Annotated in this window: 16 protein-coding genes; 14 read left to right on the top strand and 2 right to left on the bottom strand. The window is 50.1% G+C overall.

Translation table 11 applies throughout. The features are described 5' to 3' along the window. Positions 1–158 precede the first annotated feature (158 nt). The 14 genes from AC0YN3_RS22890 (at position 159) to mglC (ending at position 21,053) form a co-directional block, all read left to right on the top strand. Entirely contained in the window at positions 159–3,269 is a 3,111-nt protein-coding gene (locus AC0YN3_RS22890; protein ID WP_475777269.1) for an ATP-binding protein, read from the top strand. Further along, complete coding sequence (locus AC0YN3_RS22885; protein ID WP_475777268.1) at positions 3,247–4,380, top strand: response regulator; 1,134 nt, start codon at positions 3,247–3,249, stop codon at positions 4,378–4,380. Before AC0YN3_RS22890 ends, AC0YN3_RS22885 begins: the two co-directional genes overlap by 23 nt. A 147-nt stretch (positions 4,381–4,527) precedes the next feature. Beyond that, entirely contained in the window at positions 4,528–5,529 is a 1,002-nt protein-coding gene (locus AC0YN3_RS22880) for a hypothetical protein (protein ID WP_475777267.1), read from the top strand. 37 nt (positions 5,530–5,566) lie between these two features. After that, positions 5,567–7,930 carry a response regulator gene (locus tag AC0YN3_RS22875; protein WP_475777266.1) on the top strand — a complete coding sequence of 788 codons (2,364 nt, stop codon included), beginning with the start codon at positions 5,567–5,569 and terminating at the stop codon, positions 7,928–7,930. 55 nt (positions 7,931–7,985) lie between these two features. Beyond that, positions 7,986–10,292, top strand: coding sequence for a PAS domain-containing protein (locus AC0YN3_RS22870; RefSeq protein ID WP_475777265.1), 2,307 nt, complete (start codon positions 7,986–7,988; stop codon positions 10,290–10,292). Positions 10,293–10,321: 29 nt separating this feature from the next. Continuing rightward, complete coding sequence (locus tag AC0YN3_RS22865; RefSeq protein WP_475777264.1) at positions 10,322–10,699, top strand: response regulator; 378 nt, start codon at positions 10,322–10,324, stop codon at positions 10,697–10,699. 13 nt (positions 10,700–10,712) lie between these two features. Continuing rightward, complete coding sequence (locus AC0YN3_RS22860; protein WP_475777263.1) at positions 10,713–11,753, top strand: HD domain-containing phosphohydrolase; 1,041 nt, start codon at positions 10,713–10,715, stop codon at positions 11,751–11,753. A gap of 320 nt (positions 11,754–12,073) precedes the next feature. Beyond that, positions 12,074–12,607 (top strand): hypothetical protein, encoded by a 534-nt coding sequence (locus AC0YN3_RS22855; protein ID WP_475777262.1) that lies wholly within the window; start codon positions 12,074–12,076, stop codon positions 12,605–12,607. Between the two features lie 251 nt (positions 12,608–12,858). Further along, positions 12,859–14,511 carry a response regulator gene (locus tag AC0YN3_RS22850; protein ID WP_475777261.1) on the top strand — a complete coding sequence of 551 codons (1,653 nt, stop codon included), beginning with the start codon at positions 12,859–12,861 and terminating at the stop codon, positions 14,509–14,511. After that, positions 14,511–16,259 carry a cache domain-containing sensor histidine kinase gene (locus AC0YN3_RS22845; protein ID WP_475777260.1) on the top strand — a complete coding sequence of 583 codons (1,749 nt, stop codon included), beginning with the start codon at positions 14,511–14,513 and terminating at the stop codon, positions 16,257–16,259. Before AC0YN3_RS22850 ends, AC0YN3_RS22845 begins: the two co-directional genes overlap by 1 nt. Then, positions 16,259–17,242 carry a substrate-binding domain-containing protein gene (locus AC0YN3_RS22840; protein ID WP_475777259.1) on the top strand — a complete coding sequence of 328 codons (984 nt, stop codon included), beginning with the start codon at positions 16,259–16,261 and terminating at the stop codon, positions 17,240–17,242. Before AC0YN3_RS22845 ends, AC0YN3_RS22840 begins: the two co-directional genes overlap by 1 nt. Before the next feature lie 125 nt (positions 17,243–17,367). Further along, positions 17,368–18,378: a galactose ABC transporter substrate-binding protein gene (locus AC0YN3_RS22835; RefSeq protein WP_475777258.1), complete on the top strand. Its 1,011-nt coding sequence runs from the start codon at positions 17,368–17,370 to the stop codon at positions 18,376–18,378. Between the two features lie 111 nt (positions 18,379–18,489). After that, the gene (locus AC0YN3_RS22830) at positions 18,490–20,007 is read left to right on the top strand and encodes a sugar ABC transporter ATP-binding protein (RefSeq protein WP_475777257.1); all 1,518 of its coding nucleotides are present in this window, start codon (positions 18,490–18,492) and stop codon (positions 20,005–20,007) included. Positions 20,008–20,036: 29 nt separating this feature from the next. Further along, positions 20,037–21,053 (top strand): galactose/methyl galactoside ABC transporter permease MglC, encoded by a 1,017-nt coding sequence (gene mglC / locus AC0YN3_RS22825; RefSeq protein ID WP_475777256.1) that lies wholly within the window; start codon positions 20,037–20,039, stop codon positions 21,051–21,053. Positions 21,054–21,094: 41 nt separating this feature from the next. Here the strand turns inward: mglC and AC0YN3_RS22820 are convergent, their stop codons facing one another. Together AC0YN3_RS22820 and pdxR are read right to left on the bottom strand one after the other, a co-directional pair. Continuing rightward, the gene (locus tag AC0YN3_RS22820) at positions 21,095–21,952 is read right to left on the bottom strand and encodes a Cof-type HAD-IIB family hydrolase (protein ID WP_475777396.1); all 858 of its coding nucleotides are present in this window, start codon (positions 21,950–21,952) and stop codon (positions 21,095–21,097) included. Positions 21,953–21,966: 14 nt separating this feature from the next. Next, on the bottom strand, positions 21,967–23,403 hold the full coding sequence (gene pdxR / locus AC0YN3_RS22815) for a MocR-like pyridoxine biosynthesis transcription factor PdxR (RefSeq protein WP_475777255.1): 1,437 nt from the start codon (positions 23,401–23,403) through the stop codon (positions 21,967–21,969). Positions 23,404–23,405: the final 2 nt, after the last annotated feature.

The following is a 23,405-nucleotide window of genomic DNA, read 5'->3' as shown; positions in this document are numbered from 1 at the left end:
AACGAAGAAATAGCCAGCAACAAAGGAGATTCATAAGGGATAAGCTAGACCCTCATGGCTTGCAATTGGAGAAAAGAGCACGGTCGATAGCGTTGAAATACGTTATAATACCATCTATAAAGCGATTGCTGCAGGCAGGCATAGAGAAGGGGATAAGAATGGATCGCAAGTACATATGGATCATGTGCGTCATTGCCCTGCTGCTTGCCTCGTTGAACATGAAATCCATTATGCATACGCGGGATCAGCCACGAGCAAGCCAGGGGATTATGGACGTTAGGGGCTTGAAGCTGGAAGAACAAGAACTGCTCAACCTGTCTGGGGAATGGCAGTTTTATCCGAACCTATTCGTTAGCGCAGCCGATGATTTATCGTCGTCGCCTGCTTTTGCAACCGTATTAGTACCAGGGAATTGGAAGAATGAAAGCATTTTTGAAATGTTCGATGAGTCGCTTGGCTACGGAACCTATCGGCTTCGGGTGTTAATGGCTCCAAAAGAACAAGGAATGCTGGGCTTTCGGGTGCCATTGATACGTTCTTCGCATCGTTTGTTCGTCAATGGAGAGGAGATCGGCTCAAGCGGAACCGTTTCAATGAGCCGGACAACCTACACTCCGCATGTCGAGCCTTACATAGCGGTCAGGGAAACCAGGGAGACAGAGCTTGATATCTTCGTCCAGGTAGCGAACTTCGACTTTAAGCCCAGCGGTGGAATTATTCAACCTATTCAAGTAGGCTCGCTGGAGGCAGTCCTGCGCGAGCAGCAGCGGGATTCGGCATTTGAATTCGGCATGATTGCCGTATTTATGCTGCTGGCTATGTTTTTTACGCTTATTCATACACAGTCACCTCGCAACGGTTGGCTTTATCTAGGGCTGTTTTTTATGTGCAGCGCGCTGCTCGTTACGAATCAAGGGACAAGATGGTTGATTTGGTTGTTGCCGAGCATTCCCTACCGTTCTATCGTCAGCTTCTATTGGCTCTCCATACTGGGTGTGAATTTAGGGATGTTTATGTTTGTTTATAAACAGCACCAACAGAATATCAGGACATGGGTTGCGAGAGTACTGCTCATTTGCTCAGCGGTATTCGCAACCGTCATCATGGCGGCACCATTGCCCGTCATTTCCCAAATCATTCCGGTGTGGCTGATTGGAACGGTTTTCCTATATGCTTACGTCATATTCGTATTGCTGCGTGCCTTGCTTAACGGCGACGAGCAGGTGAGATATACATTTATAGCGTTTTGCCTATTTGGCGCGAACGCATTTCTTAATATGTTGATCCAGCTTGGTTTCGGCGAATCGAACTTCTTATACTTTATCCAAGTGGTCGGCTTCAGCATGGCGTTCTCGCTTATCTTTCTGAATCAGTTCTTCCTTACCTATCGGAAAACAAAAGAACTATCTATGAAGCTCAAACAGACGGACCGGAATAAAAATAAGTTTATGGCCGGCATCTCGGAGCAAATGATTGTACCGTTAAACGCGGTTATCAGCATTGTCGAAGCCCGTCTGCAATCTGACAGCGAGTTGAACAACGCCCAAGTACATGATTTGCGCCTCGTCGCATCCGTAGGATGGACGATGCGGAGATTAGTCGATGATCTGCTGGACTTCTCCAGATGGCGCGAAGAAGGGATTATTTTGCATGCGAGGCCGCTGGATTTGCCCATCATGGTGGAGGAGGTCATCGATCGGCTTCGATTCCGTGTGTTTACCGATTCGATATCCGTCATTAATCAGATGGAACACAAATCATTTCCTTTTGTCCTTGCCGACGAGCAGCGGTTGAACCAAATCTTAACGGGCTTAATAAGCCATGCCATTAACCTTACCGTGGACGGGACGATCAGAGTGGATGCCGAGCCGCTCCAGCAAGAAATAAAAATAAAAATAACGATGCATGGCAGCGGGCTTGCCAACGCGCAGCAGACCAAACCGGTCCATGCTCTTCAAGAGGATCCGAATAGCCTGAGATTCGCCGAAACGGGAGGAGAGCTCGGGCTGACGCTGATCAAAGCACTCATTGAGCTGCATGGGGGAAGCTTGCTCGTTAGATCGGGTAGTTCGGAAGGAGCCTCGTTTGAGATCCTTCTGCCTTTTGCCCCGGAATCGCTGGCGATGGAGGAGATTGCCGCTGCTTCAGAGCTGGGAAAGCAGAATGGGTGGATGGGTGAAGCCGCCTACGATAGTCGGAATGAAGAAGAAAGACCCCGTATACGAAAGCTTGAATGGGGACAAGCACTTGGAACGATTCAAGTTGTGGTCGTAGATGACGATACGCTTAACTTGAAATTGTTAATGAACATTCTAGCTTTGGACAACTATCAAGTGACTGCTGTACGAAACGCAAAAGATGCGCTGCAGCATACGCAAAGAAACGGTCAGGTCGATCTCATGATCGTAAACCGCACCTTGCCGGGCACGTCGGGAATTGAGCTATGCAGACGAATAAGGGAACAGCATAATCTATTCGAGCTTCCGATCCTGCTGCTAACGAATGCGAGGGATTCTGATTACGCGATTATAGCGAGCCAAGCGGGGGCAAATGATTTTCTAGCCAAACCAATTGAGGCTTCGGAGCTTAGAGTCAGAGTCAGAACCTTGCTGCAGCTGAAGCATTCCGTGGGGGAGAGGATCAAATTGGAGCTGGCTTTTCTTCAAGCGCAAATAAAACCTCATTTCCTATTTAATACGCTAAATGCGATCGTTGCGCTCAGCAAACGGCAGCCGGAGAAAATGGCGAGCTTGCTGACGGATTTCGGCCATTATTTAAGAGAAAGCTTCCGCTTCGACAATTCGGAGCCGCTAATTCCGTTCGAAAGGGAGCATAAGCTCGTGAATTCGTATCTTCATATTGAAAAAATACGATTTGAGGATTGGCTGGATTTTGAGATCAGCGTACAGGCCGGAATCAGATTCAAGGTCCCCCCGCTAACGATCCAGCCTTTAGTGGAAAACGCAGTGAGACACGGCATCATGCGCAGGGCGGAAGGCGGGCGCATCGATGTTCACATTACGCAGGATAGCGGCTATGTCGTCATTACCGTCAAGGATAATGGCGTTGGAATGAGCCAAGAGAAGCTGGACGGCATTCTCCAATCTTCAGCCTCCGGAGGGCTGGGCATACGGAATATAGATAGGCGCTTGAAGCAAATGTTCGGGTTCGGATTGGTCATTAACAGCAGGCCTGGGCTTGGGACAGAGGTACAGATCCGGCTGCCGATTGAAAAGGTGGGCATTTATGAAGACGATAGTGGTAGATGACGAGCCTTTGGCGCTGACGCATTTGGCTGAAGAAATCGAACGGTTTAGCGATATTCGAGTAATAGGAAAGTACAGGAACCCGAAGACTGCATTAAATGCGATTTGCACCCAGCTCCCGGACGTCGTCTTTCTCGATATTGAAATGCCGGAGATGAGCGGCGTAGAGCTGGCCGAGCGCATACTCACGGTACTGCCGCATATGAAAATCGTATTTGTTACCGTCTATGATGAATTCGCGATCCAAGCGTTTGAAATGGATGCCCTGGATTATATACTGAAGCCCGTGAGTGAGGAACGGCTGCAAAAAACGCTCGCACGCCTGAAACTGTCGAACGAGACGGCTCCGTCATCCGCAGCGCTGAGCCATTCGGTGAAAGTACATTGTTTCAAGAGCTTGCAGTTCGAAAGAGGAGGAAAGGAGCCGGCTGCTCTTCGTTGGAAAACGTTTAAGGCACAGGAGCTATTCACATATTTGTTGTACAACTGCGGCCAGCCGGTACGGAAGCAGCTGATTATTGCGGATTTATGGGGCGATATCGACGGGAAACGAGGGGTTACCCAGCTGTATACGGCCATTTATCAGATCAGGAAGCTATTGCAGGCAGAGGGAATCCCCATTCAAATTCTAAATGTAGACGAAGGATACATGCTGGACCTGCAGGGAACCGTACTCGACTATAAGCAATGGGAGAATGAGCGGCAGCTCTTGCCTGATTTGACATGCGAAACCCTAAAGCAGCATATCGCCGTATTTTCACTTTACCGCGGAGATCTGCTGGATGAATATAAATATATTTGGTCAGAAGCCGAAAAGATCCGATTGCGTAACAGCTGGCTTCAGCATGCGAGACTGATTGTTGCTTTCCATGACGCGCATGAGCAGATAACCGGCTCCATAACGGTGTATTTGCGTGTCCAGCAAATAGTGCCTACCGAGGAAGGCGTATATTTTGAGCTCATGCAGCTATATGATCGGTTAGGCGATCGGTTCGCGGTCGAGAAGCAGTATGAGCTGCTGCATGCGATGTTGAATAAGGAGCTGGCTCTGAAGCCGCAGGCTGAAGTAAAGAGCTGGTTTCAGGACTGGAGACGCAAAGGGTTTGCGGAATAAAAAGCTTGAAATATACAAGGTTGCCATCCTTTCCGGGGGATGGCTTTTTGTCGTGGGACAAGCAGTTTCAGAATTGTTTCAGCTAGGTTGTTGTACAATCAGATCGTGTAGAAAGATTTGGAATCCATCGAGAAAGGTGCCTGGTTCATGTTAGATAGGAAGAACAGCTTCATGCTGTGGTTCTCGGGTGCAGCCGTTTTGCTCAGCGTAATCATATTTCCGCCGACACGAATGATGAATCCGTGGCAGGATATGCACGGAATGCTCACTCTACAAGCAATGGGCGAGGCTATTCCGATCATTTTGCCTTTTATAAGCTTTATGCTGGCATACTCCGTTTTCTTAATGAAAAAAGACCATATGCTGTTGCGATGGCTTCATACGTTAACGTTATCGTTTTCGAGTATTTCGATCATCAGCGGGAGCGGCGGGCATTCTGCCTACTACTTTTCAGCCTTTATCGTTATTGCCGTGATTGCTTCTTATGATGATATCCGGCTCGTTCTTCTGACGAATTTTATATTTGCGGTGCAGCATGCGGCAGGCTATTTCTTTTTTTCTGAGATATTGCTCGGATCCGCGGATTATGAAGCCTCCAAGGCGTTCATGCATATAGCCTTCTTATCCGCTATATCCGGGGCGAAAATTTGGCAAATCCGATCCAAGCAGGCGATTACCGAGCGGCTGGAGCAGGAGAAAAGGGATAAGGAAGAAAAACTCAATCAATTGCTTGATGAGCTTCGCGGCCTTACCAAGCAAATCGGTCATACTTCGGATACGATTCTCCGCTCCTCCTATCAAGCTGCGCATACGAATAGGCAGATGCGGTTTGTATGCGAGGAAATGACCGGGGGCCTAGGCGATCAAGCTTATTCAATCGAGTTAATCGAATCGAATCTTAGCAAGATTAACCATGCTGTTCAAGCATCGAACGACAGCATGGAAATGAAGAGCCGCGTGAGGGACGGGGCATCGGGAGTAACAGCCGAAATGCATGACATCACTGCGGTGATCGAGGAAGGAATGGCTGCTCTAGAGCAGATTACGGAAGCTTGCGAGCGCCAGATTGAAGAGTCTGAGCAGGTTGATCAGGCCATTAGGCAGCTGAATCAATTGTCGTTAGCGCTGCAGCAGCGGCTTCACGCTTAGTTATAGAAAAAAGAATTGCACGAAAGGGGGGTCCGCCATGAATCATCTTCATGGTTCACATGATTCAACATTAGTAGCCGTTTCTTATCTCGTTGCCGTGGTCGCCTCTTATACCGTTCTAGTGATGGTGGAGCGATTAAGCATTGCCAAAGGGGCACAACGATGGGGGTGGCTCCTATTCGGCTCAATCGCTATGGCCATGGGGATATGGTCGATGCATTTCGTTGGGATGCTCGCATTCTCTTTGCCTGAGCCGGTCAGCTATGATTTAAGCACCGTATTCGTTTCGGTACTCGCCGCCATTGCGGGTTCTTTTATCGCGTTGCTAATCATAGGACGGCCAGAGCCCCGGTTCAAGCATGTGTTTTTTGGCGGCCTGCTGCTGGCGTTGGGCATATCGGCCATGCATTATATCGGAATGGCTGCGATGCGGATCAACATCGAATATGACCCGCTGTACTTCACGCTGTCTATTGCAATAGCCATTGCTGCGTCGATTACAGCGCTTTTGCTGGCGATTTATTTCCGTAAGGTCATAGGAAACGCAGGCGAGTGGATGAAGCTGGGAGCGGCTCTGTTAATGGGGGCTGCAATTGCCGGCATGCATTATACGGGAATGGCGGGGGCTCAATTCCATGTAATGGATGCATCGGCTTTATCCACGGGCATCGTGCTTAATCAGAAATGGCTTGCTTATTACATTTCAACAGGGACGCTCGTTACGCTCGCCTTATCCATAATCGGCATTTATATCTCGCGAAAATTCGCGTATAAGGATTCGGAGCTTCAGCAGAAGTCGGACGAAATTTATTTGATGAATCAGGAGCTGCTTGCGTTAAATGAGCACTTGGAGGATCTGGTAGCAGTCCGTACGGAACAGCTTGCGAAAGCTCATGACGAGGCGATTCAAGCGAATCTGATCAAAAGCCAATTTCTAGCGAACATGAGCCATGAATTGCGCACGCCGCTAAATGCGATTATCGGATATAGCGAGATGCTTCAAGAGGAGGCAGAAGAGCTTGGAGAGGCCTCATTCGTAGACGATTTGTCCAAAATCAGCAAAGCAGGAAACCATCTGCTGGCTCTTATTAACGATATTCTCGATATTTCCAAAATCGAGGCGGGCAAGATGGAGCTGCATCTGGAAAACAGCAGGCTGCCGGAATTAATTCAGGATGTCATGACGACGATCCGTCCATTAGTAGAGGCGAAAGGCAACGAGCTGCAATTGAAATGCGAGGAAGACGGGATTATTCAGGCCGACGTGACTAAGCTGCGGCAGATTCTTATCAACTTGCTGAGCAACGCCAACAAATTTACGGAGGCTGGCTCGATTACCTTCGAGGCTTGCAGTGAAGCAAGGGGCGGGCAGTCTGGCTACGCTTTCCGCGTCCGGGATACAGGAATCGGGATGACGCAGGCTCAACTGGCCAAGCTGTTCCAGCCCTTTACGCAGGCAGACGCCTCTACGACGCGAAAGTACGGCGGAACGGGGCTGGGGCTTGCGATCAGCCAGCGCTTCAGTCAAATTATGGGCGGGGACATTCAGGTAGAGAGCGAATTCGGCGTAGGAACGACCTTTACGTGCTGGCTGCCAAGCTCGCCTTCTGTTGCGCTTGCGGCAATACCGTCCCTAATCAAGGATGCTGCATCGCTTTCGCAGGAAGAAGCTGGGCATGTAAGCATACTGCTCATTGACGATGAAGCGTTTAACCGTGATTTGATGCAGCGTTATCTCGCCAAAACGGGTTGGAACCTGGCTTTTGCCGAGAACGGGCCGGAAGGGCTGCGGCTAGCCAAAATGCTGAAGCCTAAAGTGATTTGCCTGGACATTCTCATGCCTAGCATGGATGGATGGAGCGTGCTTGGCGCGCTTAAGAGCGATCCGGAGCTGGCCGATATTCCGGTTGTCGTATGGTCCATGACGAGCGATAGGCAGCTGGGGTACACGCTGGGTGCCTCTGAGTTTCTGATGAAGCCGGTTCAGAGAGAGCAGCTCCTCACCGTTATGGACAAATATATTGCCATCCGCGAACAGCACTCGATTCTAGTCATCGAGGATGATACGTCGGCAAGCGAGCTGGTGGCGAGACTGCTGCGAAAAGAAGGCTATACCGTTCGTGAAGCCAGCAACGGTGTCGTAGCGCTGGCAAGCGTGGAGAAGGAAGTGCCTGCGCTCATCTTGCTAGATTTAATGATGCCGGAGATGGACGGCTTTGAATTTATAGAAGAGCTCAGAAAGCAGGAGGCATGGAGGCGCATACCGATAGTTGTCCTCACGGCGAAGAGCATTACGCCTGAAGATGAACGGAAGCTAAGCGGATACGTGAAAAATATCGTTCAGAAGGGAGCCTTTAATCCGCAGTCCTTGCTGGCTGAGATTAGGCCTTATCTTTCTTAGGCATGCATAATGGTTGACTACTTAGCGGACAGCATGAGCTGGATAGGAGAAGCAGATGTTAACGGAACTTAAAGATGTAAAGCATGCATTAACGGCATTGGAGCTATCCTCCATTATTTCGATTACGAATGACAATGGAATGATTACCTATGTGAATGATTATTTTTGCGAGATTTCCAAGTTTGACCGCAATGAGATCATCGGACAAAGCCATCGTACGGTAAATTCGGGTTACCATCCTGCAGCCCATTTCCAAAACTTATGGAAAACGATCAGCCAAAAGCTCGTATGGAAAGGAGAAATGAAAAACAGAGCCAAGGATGGCGCCGAATATTGGATAAGCATGACGGTTATGCCGATTGTGAATGATCAAGGCGTCGTCTACCAATATGTTTCCATAGGGACAGATATAACGGCCCGCAAGCAAAATGAAATTAAACTGCTTCATACCATGGAAAATTTGCATGATATTGAAAACGCGCTGGACGCCTCGTCTATTGTGGCTATTACGGATGACAAAGGCGTCATCACATATACCAATGAAAAGTTTTGCGAAATTTCAATGTATGATCGCGAAGAGCTAATCGGCAAGACACATCGGGTTATCAATTCAGGGTACCATCCCAAATCCTTTTTCAAAGAGATGTGGGAGACGATCAAGCAAGGGCTGGTCTGGAAAGGCGAGGTCAAGAACCGGGCCAAGGATGGCAGCGAGTATTGGATGCATACGACCATCGTGCCGTTCCTTAATGATGACCGCCGCCCGCGGCAATTCATTTCGATCCGTACGGATATTACGGATCGGGTCAAAGCGGAGACCGAGCTTGCCGAACGGACAAAGCAGCTGGCCAAAGCGCATGACGAAGCTATCAAAGCGAATATGATCAAAAGCCAGTTTTTGGCGAATATGAGTCATGAGCTGCGTACGCCGCTTAATGCGATCATCGGCTACAGCGAGATGCTTCAGGAGGAAGCGGAGGAGCTGGGGGAATCTTTTTTTGCCGAGGACTTGGCCAAAATCAACAAAGCAGGCAATCACCTGCTCGCTTTAATCAATGATATTCTTGATATTTCCAAGATTGAGGCAGGCAAGATGGAGCTTCATCTGGAATCGTACAGCTTGCCCGATTTGATTCAAGATGTCATGACGACGATTCGGCCGCTAGTAGAAAGCAAGGGGAATAAGCTTCAAACCGATTGCAAGGAGGAGGGGGTCATCACCTCCGACGTGACCAAGCTGCGGCAAATTCTCATTAATCTGCTCAGCAACGCCAATAAATTCACGGATGCGGGCTCTATTTCATTCGATGTATACAAGGAATCGAGAGGAAAGCGATTCGGTTTCTCCTTCCGCATTAAGGATACGGGAATTGGAATGACGCCGGATCAGCTGGAGAAGCTGTTTCAACCCTTTACGCAGGCGGATGCTTCAACGACGAGGAAATATGGGGGTACCGGCTTGGGACTTGCGATCAGCCGGCGCTTTAGTCAAATCATGGGCGGAGATATAAGCGTAGAAAGCGAATTTGGCTTAGGCACGACCTTTACGTGCTGGCTTCCCGGCTCACCTCCTGACGCGGACGATGGCGGGGTGTTCGATGAGGAGGTCGAATCTCGGCGAGTGCGTGAAGATCCGGTCCGGGTTGTATTTATCAACGACAAAGCGATAAATCGGGAGGAGATCGCGGCCTATTTGGCTGAAACAGGCTGGGAGCTGTCATTTGCAGGCAGTGAAGCAGAGGGGCTGCGACTGGCAAAGGAGCAGAAGCCAAAGGTAATATGCCTGGATATTCTTATGCCAAGCACCGACGGATGGGACGTGCTGAATAAGCTGAAGAGCGATTCCGAATTGGCAGCTATTCCCGTTGTAATCTGGTCCATGGGAGAGGATATAAAGTCCAGCCGTACGTTTGGTGCCGCTGAGTTTCTCGAAAAACCGATTCAAAACGAGTCGGTAATCGCCGTTATGGATCACTATGCCGTGAACCGCGCGGAGCATACCGTGCTGGTCATTGAGGATGATAAGTCGCCAAACGAGCAAGCAGCGAGGCTGCTTCGCATGGAAGGCTATAACGTATGCGAAGCGCGGAACGGTGTCATTGCGCTGGCTTGTATGGGGAGGGTAAAGCCTTCGCTAATTGTGCTTGATTTAATGATGCCGGGAATGGATGGGCTTGCTTTCTTAGAGGAATGGAGAAAGCAGGACAAGCGGGGTCCGGTTCCGGTCGTACTCTTGACGGAGGAAAACATGGCGCCGGCTGATAGGCAAAAGCTATATCACTATTTGAATCATATTATTCAGAGTTGCTCTGCCGACCCTCAGTCCCTGATGCAGACCATTCACTCTTATATACGGCAATAAGCGCAAGCCAGCTAAAGGAGGACCGCTATATGTATAAGATTTTACTAGTAGAGGATAACGAGATGAACCGGGATATGCTGAGTCGGAGGTTGACTCGCAAAGGCTTTGTCGTCATTACGGCTAACGATGGCCAGCAGGGCGTTGAGCTAGCTAGCTCTGAACGTCCCGACCTTGTTCTGATGGATATGAGCTTGCCGGTCATGGATGGTTGGGAGGCTACCCGGTTTCTCAAAAGCTCGGAGGAGTTGAAGGGCATACCCGTTATAGCGCTGACTGCGCATGCCATGGCGGGAGATGACGAAAAGGCCTACCAAGCAGGCTGCGACGACTTCGACACGAAGCCGGTCGTGCTGGATCGATTGCTAGGTAAAATAAATCTTCTATTGCAAACAGAGAGCATTAACTGAACGGAGGACGAACGTGGCTCAAATTGCTCCGAACCAAGCCAAAATTTTAATTGTAGACGATCAGGAATATAATATCAGCTTGCTCGAGCGAATTCTCGGCAGGGCTGGCTTCGAGCACGTATTCAGCACGGTTGATCCGCATCAAATTCTGCAGCTGCTGAAGGACATTGATCCAGATATCATACTGCTGGATCTGCATATGCCGGGAATGGATGGCATCGAGGCGCTCAAGCTGATTCGGGAGCAGACGGGGCATGACAACTATTTGCCCGTACTGATGCTGACCGCGGACGTCACGCCGAAGGCCAGGCAAGAAGGGTTGCAGGCAGGCGTGAATGATTTTCTGACAAAGCCGTATGACCGTACGGAGGTTATTCTGCGCATTAATAATTTACTTAAAACGCGTGAGCTTCATAAACAGCTCCAATCCCATAACGCTTTGCTGGAGGAGCGGGTCAAGCAGCGCACGGAACAGCTGGAGAAGGCTCAGCTTGAAATACTTGAGCTGTTTGGACGTGCCGCGGAGTACCGCGATGACATGACCGGCATGCATACGCAGCGGGTAGGACAGCTATCGAGCCGCATCGCAAGCCGTTTGGGCCTCCCCGAATGGCAGGTCGAGCTAATTGCCAGAGCCGCGCCTCTCCACGATATCGGGAAAATCGGTATACCCGACCATATCCTGCTGAAGCCTGGCCGTTTCGAGCATGACGAATTCGAACAAATGAAGCTGCATACCTTGATCGGTGCAAGCATATTGGAAGGCAGCTCCTTCGATGTGCTGCGGATGGCGGAAGTCATTACGAGATCGCATCATGAGAAATGGGACGGTACGGGTTATCCGCAAGGTTTAAAGGGCGAAGAAATCCCCATTGAAGCGCGTATCGTGGCTCTTGCCGATTTCTATGACGCGCTTACCCATGAGAGGCCTTATAAAAAAGCATGGACATCGCTTGAGGCGATTACAGAGGTTAAAGCACAAAGCGGTCGCCATTTCGACCCTGCTATTGCAGAGGCGTTCCTTCATGAGATTCTTCAGCCGCAGAATCAGTAGAAGGGGTCTAAAGGGCGTTAATTAAGCGAGAAAACGTTTGCTAGCGATAGGAAAGTGCTCCAAGGCAGCTGCACCGGCAATCATCATATCTCTGATAAGAACAGCCCGTGGGTAATCCGCGGGCTGTTCTTATCGTTATGCTTAAGCATTCGGTTCTTTGCACGACCGTTGAATATCGTTGCTGTTTTTAATGTCGGGTCATGCAGCAGCAGGAATGGATGGGATAAACGTTTCATACGCTCATTGAGGGGTAATAGATAGGAGGGTAGTACATTTGATCAGACACCTGGGAGCCTAACTGCGAAGAGGGAGTTGACGTATTGAAAAAGAAGATATGGAGTCATACGGTTATGTCATTTGCACTGGTTATGGCTTTAGGGGCATGCAGCAATGCCGCTGCAGAAAATAACCCGAGCGAGCCAAATGGCGAGAACGTGCTAGAAACATCATCTCAAAACGCTGTGGGCCAAGCAGATGATCCCGCCGTGAACGGGAACGAAACGGGGGTAGCCGATACGACTGGAGCGGAGAAGGTTCCTGCGTATTTGCCGAAGGACTTTCCGCTGCCGCAGGATGCGGAGATTACGACGGCGCATTCCTCGGAGACCGATGGCAAAAAGTCGGTATTGCTTATCTTTTCAACCAAAGAGAGCATGGCGTCCGTCACCAAAACGTACAAAGACTATTTTAATGCACAGAAGCTGGATGAGGCAGGCCAGACCATTGACGATAACAATCTCATCATTCAAGGCATGAATACCGAGAAAAAACATAGCTGGTCTATGATCGGCGGCCCGTTAGCTTCCCCTCAAGAAGACATTGTCCAGTTGACGGTGACTTGGACTGAGCTCTAATGTGGCTCGTTGACTTACCCATACAAGAAGACCGATGATCCTGCGTGAAGGAGATCGGTCTTTTCTTCGTGCAGCGAAACCCGTATGTTTCGTTCATTGTACTTGCATAATAAGGCAATGGATGAGCAGAGGTTACCTTGATCAAAGGTTTCTGTATGTACAATTGCGAAATCTATGGCAAAATGGGAATTGGCGGGATGCAGGCAGCAGGCCTGCGCCATGCCCATAGCAAGCTTTTTAGGGGGAGCCACATGTATAAGCTGCTGCTCGTTGACGACGAGCCGGAAGTGACGGAAGGGTTAATGGTTGAGATCGATTGGACGGCCTGCGGCTTCACGGAGGTCAGAACGGCCGGGAACGGCAAGGAAGCGATGGAATTATTCGAAAAGATGGAGCCCGATGTGCTCATTACCGATATTAGCATGCCTTATATGAATGGACTCGAGCTGTCGGAATGGGCTAGAAAGGCGTATCCGATTACGCGAATCGTTATTTTATCCGGTCATGATGAGTTTGAATATGCCAAGCAAGCGATTCATCTGCAAGTAGAGGCTTACGTTTTGAAACCGTTCTCAGCGAAACAGCTGACCGATACCGTTGTGGAGGTAGCGAGGCGGATGGACGAGGAACGCGAACAGCGGAGCAATGTCGAGCTGTTGGAGGAGCACTACCGCACTAGCCTCCCCATCGTTCGGGAGAAGTTTTTATCCTCATTAATTACGCGAAAGCAGCCGCATCTCGATATCGCGGCGAAAGCAAGGAAGTATGGCATGCAGCTGGATGGAGAAGGTTATGTCGTTTCCATCATCTCGGTGCATCATTCGGACGAGCAGACGGAGCAAAATGGCGCTAAGCCATCGATATCCTTGGCGTCATCGACGGATTTGGATCTGAAGCTTTTCTCGGTCAGCAACATCGCGAGCGAAATATGGGCAAGGCATGAGCTTGGCAAAGTATTTATCCATCAGGATCAGGTTGTTTTGTTCACGGTAAGTCCGGATGGCGATCAAGCACAGATGATGGAGGAAACGCAGACTGCATTGAAGGAGATTCTGCAAAGCATTGAACGGTTTTTGCGGTTCCCGGTCATGATTGGCGTGGGCACGTTCACCAGAGAGCTCGGTAACTTGAAATATGCCTACGAGGCAGCGATGGTGGCGCTGGATTATCGGCGGATACTTGGCAGCAATATGATTATTTGCATTGACGATATGGAGAAACGCGTCCAGGAGAAGCTGCTTTTCGATGAATCGAAGGAGCGGAGCTTGATCAGTGCGGTGAAGCTTGGCACGGAGAAGGAGCTCGAGGAGGTCGTTGATGGTCTATTCGACGAAATCGTGCGCGTGCAGGCTTCAGTCCCCGATTATCAGCATTATTTGCTGGAGATGGTAACTGCGATCATTAAGCTGACTAAGGTGCTGGAAACGGATGAGGATGACGTTATCGGCGGAGGATGGGGGATTCTAAACCAATACCAGAAGCTGAACAGCCCGCAGGAGACGAAGATTTGGTTCGGGGAGATGTGCGCCAAAGTCCGCAGAAGCATTGCGAGCCGCAGACAGCATACCTACAAACAAATCGTGGAGGACGCGATCAGCTATACGAAAGGCCATTTCCATGAAAGCGACCTGTCGATAGCCAAAGTATGCGGGCAGTTGCATGTCAGTGCAGGGTATTTCAGCGGTTTGTTCAAAAAAGAGCTGAAGCTCACCTTCGGTGCGTATTTGCTGCAGTTGCGGATGGAAGCAGCGAAGGAGCTGCTGCGCACGACGGAGCTGAAAGCTTTCGAGATTGCCGAGAAGGTTGGCTTCGCGGATCCCAATTACTTCAGTCTGAGCTTTAAGAAATATGCCGGCGTATCCGCCAAGGAATATCGAAGCAGTCCGGCAGAGAAGGAGGAGTAATGCAGCGCAGAAGCATTCAATTCATTCTAACGGTATCGTTCACGCTGTTTTCCATCTTTATTATTCTGATTGTCAGCGTTCTTCTGTTCGGCCGCTTCTCGGCAACCGCGAAGGACAACGCTTTTCGCAATTCGCAGCAAATCGTAGATCAAGTCAGCTATAACCTCGAAAACTATGTTGAGGTTACGTCCGATTTGTTCAATATGATGCATCATGCGCTCGGTCAAAGCGAGAATGTGGAATCGGATATGATGCGCCAGCAGCTCGAGTCGATGATGTCTACGCGGTCCGATACGGTATCGCTAGTTCTCTTTGACGATAAGGGACAGTTGCTGCTGGATTTGCCGAACGTAGAGCTGAAAGAAACGCTTCAAATCTCGGAGGAAGGCTGGTTCCGGAGCGCGATGGATACAGCCGGACATCTATCGATATCGCTGCCCCACGTGCAAAATTTGTACAAGCAGCAGTACAGGTGGGTCGTATCCATGAGCAAAAGCATTACCGTTCAGCATAACGGCAAGCAGGTGAATGGCGTGCTGCTGATGGACGTCAATTTCAGTACGATCGATGAGCTGTCCGAGCGAATTAGCTTGGGGAAGAAGGGCTACGTGTACATGCTGGATGAATCGGCGGGCAATATCGTGTATCATCCGCAGCTTGAGCTCATTTATGCAAACCTGAAACAAGAAAATGTCGAGCTTGCGCTTAAGCATACGTATGGCAGCTTTATCGACGAAACGTCCGAGGAAGCCAAGATGATCAGCGTCCAGACCATCGGTAACGTCGGTTGGAAGGTCGTCGGCGTGTCCTACATGGATGAAGTCATGACGACAACCTGGGAGCTAAACCGCTCGATGTCGAAGCTCCTCATCGCGCTAGTGCTCATTGTATTCTTGCTGTCGAGCTTGGTGGCACGCCGGATTTCTAGGCCGATCAAACGGCTTGAGCTATCTATGAAAAGCGTGGAACGAGGTGACTTTGATAAAGCGTTCAGCGATGAGGGGCCTCTTGAAATCAAGCATCTTGCCGATCGATTCAATACGATGATGGGCACCATTAAGCAGCTTATGGTCCGAATCGTGTCAGAGCAGGAAAGCAAGCGCAAATATGAGCTGGAGGCGCTGCAGGCTCAGATTAATCCCCACTTCCTGTACAACACGCTCAATACGGTCGTACGGATGGTGGGCATGAACAAGAATGAAGAGGTCATTACGACGATTACGGCATTGTCCAAGCTATTCCGGATCAGCATCGGCAAAGGCAAGAGCCTAATTACGATTGCCGATGAGATGGAGCACGCACGCAACTATCTCATCATTCAGCAGATGCGGTTCAAAAATAAATTCGATTACTCCTTTGATTTGCAGGACGAGGCGCTGGTTCATCCGACCTTGAAGCTTATTGTCCAGCCGCTAATTGAGAACGCGCTCGTGCACGGGATCGAACCTTCCGTAGACAAAGGGCATATTGCCGTTTCAGTGCGGCTTGAAGGCAGTGAAATCGTGATCCAAATTAAAGATGACGGGCTCGGCATGTCGGAGAAGCAGCTCTCTCAGATCCAAGCGGGAACGGTTGTGAGCTCGAAGGGCTCAGGCGTTGGCATTACCAACGTAAAGGAAAGAATCAAGCTATACTTTGGGGACGCCTATGGGCTTCAGTTCGAGAGTGAGCTTGAGGTGGGAACAACGATAACGATTCGCTTCCCTGCGCTTACGCCTATTCAAATCGACGGAGGGGAGCAGTCTTAATGGTGAAACATAAAAGCATGATTGTAAGCTGGCTGCTCTTTCTTGTGGCATTATGCTTGCTGTATTCCGCGCTTTATCCTGGTCCCGAGGAGCCTCAGCAGGAGGAGGCGGGGAAAACGATCCAGCTCATTCTCCGAACAAGCAAAGGAGACTATTGGAAAAATGTCACAATGGGCGCACAAGCAGCCGTTAAAGAGTTCGGTATAACGCTGCATGTATCCGCGCCTGCCGATGAAGGGGATATTGACGGGCAGCTGCAGACAGCGATGCAGTCGCTGGAGACCAAGCCTGACGCAATTGTACTGGGAGCGAATGCGGACTCTGCGTTTGAGCCATTTCTCATCGAAGCTGCCAAACGCCATATTCCGGTTATTGCGATAGATAGTCTGCTTACGTCAGGCCATATCGATTCATACATCGGAGCGGACAATTACCTTGCCGGGAAAGCAGCCATGCGCGAGATGGCCGATCGCCTCGGAGGAAAGGGAGACGTAGCCATTATTGCCTTCAGCAAAGGAGGCATTAACGGGAAGCTTCGAGAGAAGGGAATCCGTGATGCGGTCACGGATTATCCAGGCGTTCGGCTAGTAGACGGCCAGTACTGTTCCGAAGAATACGGAGCTTGCCAAGCAGCAGTCAGAAGCATGCTGGATAAGCAGAAGCTGGACGGAGTATTGTCACTGAATACGGAGACGTCCATCGGCGCTGCGCTCGAGCTGAAGCACAGACAGGCTGGCGAGAAGATTAAATTGGTTGGCTTCGACAGCTCCTCGGAGCTGCTGGAGCTGCTGCAGGAAAATCAGCTTCAAGCGTTAATCGTCCAAAATCCGTTCAGCATGGGCTATCTCAGCGTTAAGCATGCCCTTCAAGCCGCCTCTGGAAAGAGCGTTCCTGAGCAGGTGGAAATAGGGATGGAGCTCATCACCGAGGAGAATATGTTCTGGCTCAAAAACCAGAAGCTCCTATTCCCTGTTGTGCAATGAGGGGGATTAAATACAAAACAGATGAGAATATTAATAAAAATGATGAGGATATTACATGTGAATCTCCTGAGAAGTGAGACATAATGAAGCAGTAGTTAATTCATCCACCAGGGGGTCAATAAAAAATGAAAAAGTGGACAGCAGCGCTCGTTATTGGAGCATTGGCAGTGACAGCAGCAGGTTGCGGTAGCGACAACGGAGAGGGAAGCACTAGCGGCTTGCCCAAAGCAGGCGTCGCCATTTATAAATTCGACGATACATTCATGAGCGGCGTGCGCAATGCCATCGAGACGGCGGCAGAAGGTAAAATGGCAGTAGACATCGTAGATAGCCAAAACTCGCAGCCGACGCAAAATGATAAAGTCGATTTGTTCATTACGAAAAAAGTAAAAGCGATGTCGGTTAACCCGGTCGACCGTACGGCAGCTGGCATTATTATCGATAAAGCGCAAAAAGCAAACATTCCGGTCGTATTCATCAACCGCGAGCCGCTTGCAGACGATTTGGCGAAATGGGATAAAGCGTTTTTCGTAGGAGCGAAAGCGGAAGAGTCCGGTACGATGGAAGGCGAGATCGTAGCAGAGTACTGGAAAGCTCATCCCGAAGCCGATAAAAACGGCGATGGCATCCTGCAATACGTGATGCTGAAAGGCGAGCCAGGCCATCAAGACGCTGAGCTTCGCACGAAGTTCTCCGTGCAGGCGATTCAAGACGCAGGCATTCAGGTCGAGAAGCTTGCCGAAGATACGGCAATGTGGGACCGCGTGAAGGGCCAAGAGAAAATGGCTGCATTCCTGTCTTCCAAAGGCGACAAAATCGAAGCAGTTATCGCGAACAATGACGATATGGCGCTTGGCGCAATCGAGGCGCTTAAGGCTGCGGGTTATTTCAAAGACAATAAATTCATGCCGGTTGTCGGCGTAGATGCTACGGATCCGGCACAGCAAGCGCTGAAAGAAGGCACGCTGCTTGGAACGGTATTGAACGATGCAGCTAACCAAGGTAAAGCAACGGTTGAGTTGATGAGCGTACTGGCTGCAGGCGAAACGCCAACGAAAGATAACACGGGCTTTGAAATTACGGACGGCAAATATGTATGGATTCCTTACAAAAAAGTAACGGAAGCTAGCAAATAATAAGCTGGAACAACATGGATGAACGAGAGCAGGGGAATAACGTCACTTGCGTTGCCCCTGTTTTTTTTCGCCCATTTACGCAAAACGGGTTCGACAAAAGGAGGCTATACAATGGCAAAGCAGCATCCTTATTTGCTTGAAATGAACGGGATTACGAAGACGTTTCCGGGTGTCAAGGCACTGGACAATGTAACGCTAAAGGTGCGTCCCGGTACGGTTCATGCGCTTATGGGAGAGAATGGCGCAGGCAAATCTACATTGATGAAATGCTTGTTTGGTATTTATAAGCCGGATGCCGGCGAAATTTTTCTTGATGAACAAAAGGTTGATATTAAAAACTCGAAGGACGCATTAAATTTTGGCGTTTCGATGATCCATCAGGAGCTTCATCCCGTACCGCAGCGCAGTGTGATGGAGAACATTTGGCTTGGCAGATTCCCGGTTAAGGGCATTTCGCCTTTCCGGTTCATAGATCATAAAAAGATGTACCGCGACACCGTGGCGCTGTTCGAGGATCTGAACATGGGGATCGACCCGAACCAGTTGGTCGGCGAATTGTCGGTTTCCAAAATCCAATCGCTCGAAATTGCCAAAGCGGTATCGTTCAATTCGAAAATCATAGTCATGGATGAGCCGACCTCCTCGCTTACGGGCAATGAGGTAGAGCAGCTGTTTGCAATCATAAATAAGCTGCGCGCACGCGGCGTCTCGATTATTTACATTTCGCACAAGATGGAAGAAATATTGCGCATTTCGGATGACGTAACCATTATGCGCGACGGCAAATACATCGGAACATGGCCGGCTCCCGAGCTGACCATTGATACGATTATAACCCGCATGGTTGGACGCGATCTATCGGAGCGTTATCCGGAGCGTACGAACGTTCCGGGCGATGTCATGCTGCGGGTAGAAGGACTGACTTCACCGCATGCGCATTCGTTCAAGGATGTATCGTTCGACCTTCGCAAAGGTGAAATTCTTGGGATCGGCGGTCTTGTCGGGGCACAGCGCACGGAGCTCGTTGAAGCGTTGTTCGGGCTTCGTTCCGTGAAATCGGGCTCCATCTATAAGGATGGCAAGCCGATTGCGATCAAATCGCCGATTGATGCGAAGAAGCACAAAATCGCATTGTTGACGGAAGAACGCCGCGTTACGGGAATATTCCCGGTCTTGTCCGTGAAGGAGAATACGGCGATCGCCAACCTTGGCATGTATCAGAACCGTTTTGGCTTCCTGAATGAAGCGAAGATGAGGGATGAAGCCGTTAAAGGCGTCGAGAAGTTCAAGACGAAGACGCCGTCAGTCGATCAATTGATCCGTAATCTCTCGGGAGGCAATCAACAGAAGGTGCTTCTGGCACGCTGGCTGCTGACGAACCCTGATATCTTGCTGCTTGATGAACCTACGCGGGGCATCGACATCGGGGCTAAATATGAAATATACAGCATTATTATTGAGCTTGCTAAGCAAGGAAAAAGCATCATCATGATTTCGTCCGAGATGCCGGAGCTGATCGGCATGTCCGACCGCATTATGGTTATGTCGGAAGGGCGCTCCACCGGCATTCTCGAAAGCAACAACGCCACGGAGCAAAGCATTATGCGGTTAGCTGCACAGACAGGCTAAGATAACGGATTTGAAGGAGGTTGAGACAAATGGAAGCTGCTAAAAGCATGAAAATTAAACACGCATTCTCACAAAACGCCATCTGGATCGTGCTTGTGGCACTGATTCTCGGCATCGCCATCATAGATGCTAACTTTTTGTCCATCACCACACTGAGAGATATGCTGATTCAATCCTCGACCCGCACGATCATTGCGCTCGGGGCCGCGTTTGTACTCATTACTGCTGGTACGGATTTGTCTGCTGGACGGGTAGTCGGCCTCAGCGCTGTCGTTTCGGCATCCATGCTGCAAATGCCTGACTATGCCAGCAAATTTTTCCCGAACCTGCCTCAGCTTTCATTGATCATTCCGATCGCGATCGCAATCATCGTGGGTCTGCTCGTCGGCTTGCTCAACGGCGTAATCGTGGCAAAGTTTAACGTCCCGCCTTTCATTGCGACGCTCGGTACGATGGTCGCGGTCTATGGCGCGAACTCGCTTTATTTCGATATGCCGCCCAACAACTCACAGCCAATCGGCGGCTTGCGCAAGGATTTTACGGAAATCGGCACGGGCTCTATAGGCGGTGGCCAGTTCTCGATACCGTACATCGTGCTAATCGCGATATTCGTCGCTTTTATCGTTTGGGTCGTGTTCAACAAAACGCGTCTTGGGAAAAACATGTACGCCATCGGCGGCAACATCCAGGCTGCGCACGTATCCGGAATTAACGTAGCGCGCAACCTGATGTGGATCTATGCGATTGCCGGCGCTCTCTACGGCTTGGCCGGCGTGCTCGAAGCGGCACGTACGGGCGGGGCATCGAACAACTATGGTAATATGTACGAGCTTGACGCAATTGCGGCATGCGTAGTCGGTGGCGTGTCCACCACGGGCGGGGTAGGGCGCGTGAAAGGCATTATCGCAGGCGTGCTCATATTCACCGTCATTAACTATGGCTTGACTTATATCGGTATCAATCCGAACTGGCAGCTGATCATCAAAGGCTTGATCATCGTCGTTGCCGTTGCATTCGATATCCGCAAATATGTAGCGAAAAAGTAAGAAGAAGCGGTAGCCGGGAGCTGTCCTCAAGGTCCAAGACCTTAGGGCAGCTCTTTGCGTTGTCTATGCTTGATGGCATTTATATATTCGGCTACGCCGTCTTCATCGTTGCTGAGGGTCACATGGGTAGCAAGCTCATGGAGAGCGGGGTGTGCGTTCGAAACAGCAACCTTTGTTCCCGCGGCCTCAAACATGCCCAGATCGTTCAAGTTGTCTCCGAACACGGTTACGTCCTCCGGCTTGCAGCCGACAAGCTCGGCCCATTGCCTGAGTCCTTCCTTTTTGTTCGCATGGCGGTGGCTGAATTCTAGAAAGTAATGATTCTCGATGTAAGCATCCTTCATTAGATGGATATGGACATGGCTGCCAAACCGTCGGCTCACCTCATCCTTTAACGGTTCGAGCTCGTGAAGCAAGCCTATGTAGGTAATCATTAATGCTCTAAAGGAAGCTGGACAGGCAAGAACCGACAGCTCTCCGAAGCGCGGATCGTTAGGGCGGCTCGCGAAGAAGGCGAGGTCGCCGCTGCGGACAAGCCTCTCATGCAGCACGCGCTCTTGGTCATCCTTATCCAATGCGAATAAATAAGGAAGTATGGCAAACGATCTTCCGATTTGGATGATTTCATTCACGGTTGCGTTATCCAGCCAATGACCGCCGATGACTTTCATAGAGAGAGGCTCGTAAATGACGGCACCGTTGTACAAGACGATTGGGTGCTTCCAAGGGATAACGGAGACGATTTTGTGAGAGCTGATGTGGCTCCTCGCCGTCGCGTAGCTGATAACGGCTCCTTCCTCCATAGCACGAACAATGCTTTCAACCGTATATGCGGACAGTGACGCATCGGAATGCAGCAGCGTCCCGTCAAGATCGGTGAGGAAATGATTGTTTTTCAGAATAATGCCTCCTTCTAATCATCCATTTGATGAGCAAAAACATTGCTCCAAGCACGAGCCAGCAGTTGAACGCCTTGCTCCATCTCATGGTCGGATAAACCGCCGAAGCCAAGGTAAATCGTTACGCCTTCACGGTTAATGGGACGAGAGAGATTCTGTGGTCCATATACGATAACATCCTCGTTTGCCGCCAGTCTAACTAAATCGTCTTCGCTGACAGCGGCGTTGACTGTTATCTCAACATAAAGTCCAGCAGCCTCCTTGCTAACTTTGAGCGATTGTGGCAGATAACAGCGCAAATAAGCTAAAAGCTTGGCATGCTTTCTCCGGTAAAGGTTGCGCATTCTGCGAACATGTCGGTACCAATGCCCGCGTTCCATGAACAGCTGCATGGCCCATTGATCGATCCGCGATGGGCTTGCCAGGGCATATTCAATCGTCTTAAGCTTTGCGTACAGCTGTGGCGGCACAACCGTATAGTTCATGCGCAGGGCAGGCGTGAAGGCTTTGGAGTACGTTCCGACGTAGATTACGGAGCCGTGCTCGTCCAAGCTTTGAAGCGACGGAAGGGTTTTTCCGGTATAACGGAAATCTCCGTCGTAATCATCCTCGATGAGGTACGTGCTGTTGTCCGCTGCCCAGCGAAGCAGCTGCTTTCTTGCTGCATAGGGCAGTGGTTTAGCTGATGGACGATGAGAGGGTGTCACGTATAGCGCTTGAATAGCGTTGGCAGTGAGCTCGGTAACGAGATGATCCATACAGTCGAAAGAAACCGGGATAACACGGAAACCGTGCTGCTCAAAAATACGGCTTACCTGCGCAAAACCTCCTGCTTCTATCCCAACCGCATGCTTGCCATCCAGCAGCTTGGAGAGTATGTGAATGCTGTAAGACAAGCCTGATCCGATTAATAATTGCTCTGGATTGCAGTTAACGCCTCTTGCCCGTTTCAAATAGCTGGCCAATTGCAGACGCAAACCAAGCTCGCCGCTTGGGTCGCCATATTGATGGGCAGCGCTGTAATGGATGGCAAGCGCCTCGTGAAGCATGGCTTTCCAGGGGCGAATCGGAAAGGAGGCCGCATCTATCGCAAGCAAACTGAAGTCGATGACGCGTTCATTTCGCTGAGGAGCCGGGCTTGCATGGCGATGCATCATGGATTGCCGGTGCTCAAGCGGGTTGGAGTGGGTGCCCTTCATTGCTAAAGCTTCATTCGGCTGGACAACGTATAATCCGGCGCGTGCCCTGCTGTGAACGTAACCCTCTTCAAGGAGCATATGGTAAGCCGTTTCAATCGTTGTTTTGCTTAGCTTGGTTTGTTCACGCAGCATGCGGATGGAAGGCAGCTTTTCTCCGTCTCTGAGCGAACCCTCTTGGATAAGCGCGCGAATGTGCAGATAAAGAGATAAGTACAACGGGGTGCCCTCTAGCCTTGCAAATATTAATTCCATAG

The organism is Paenibacillus sp. J22R232 (assembly GCF_056269165.1).
This window is presented reverse-complemented; position numbering and strand designations above follow the sequence as displayed.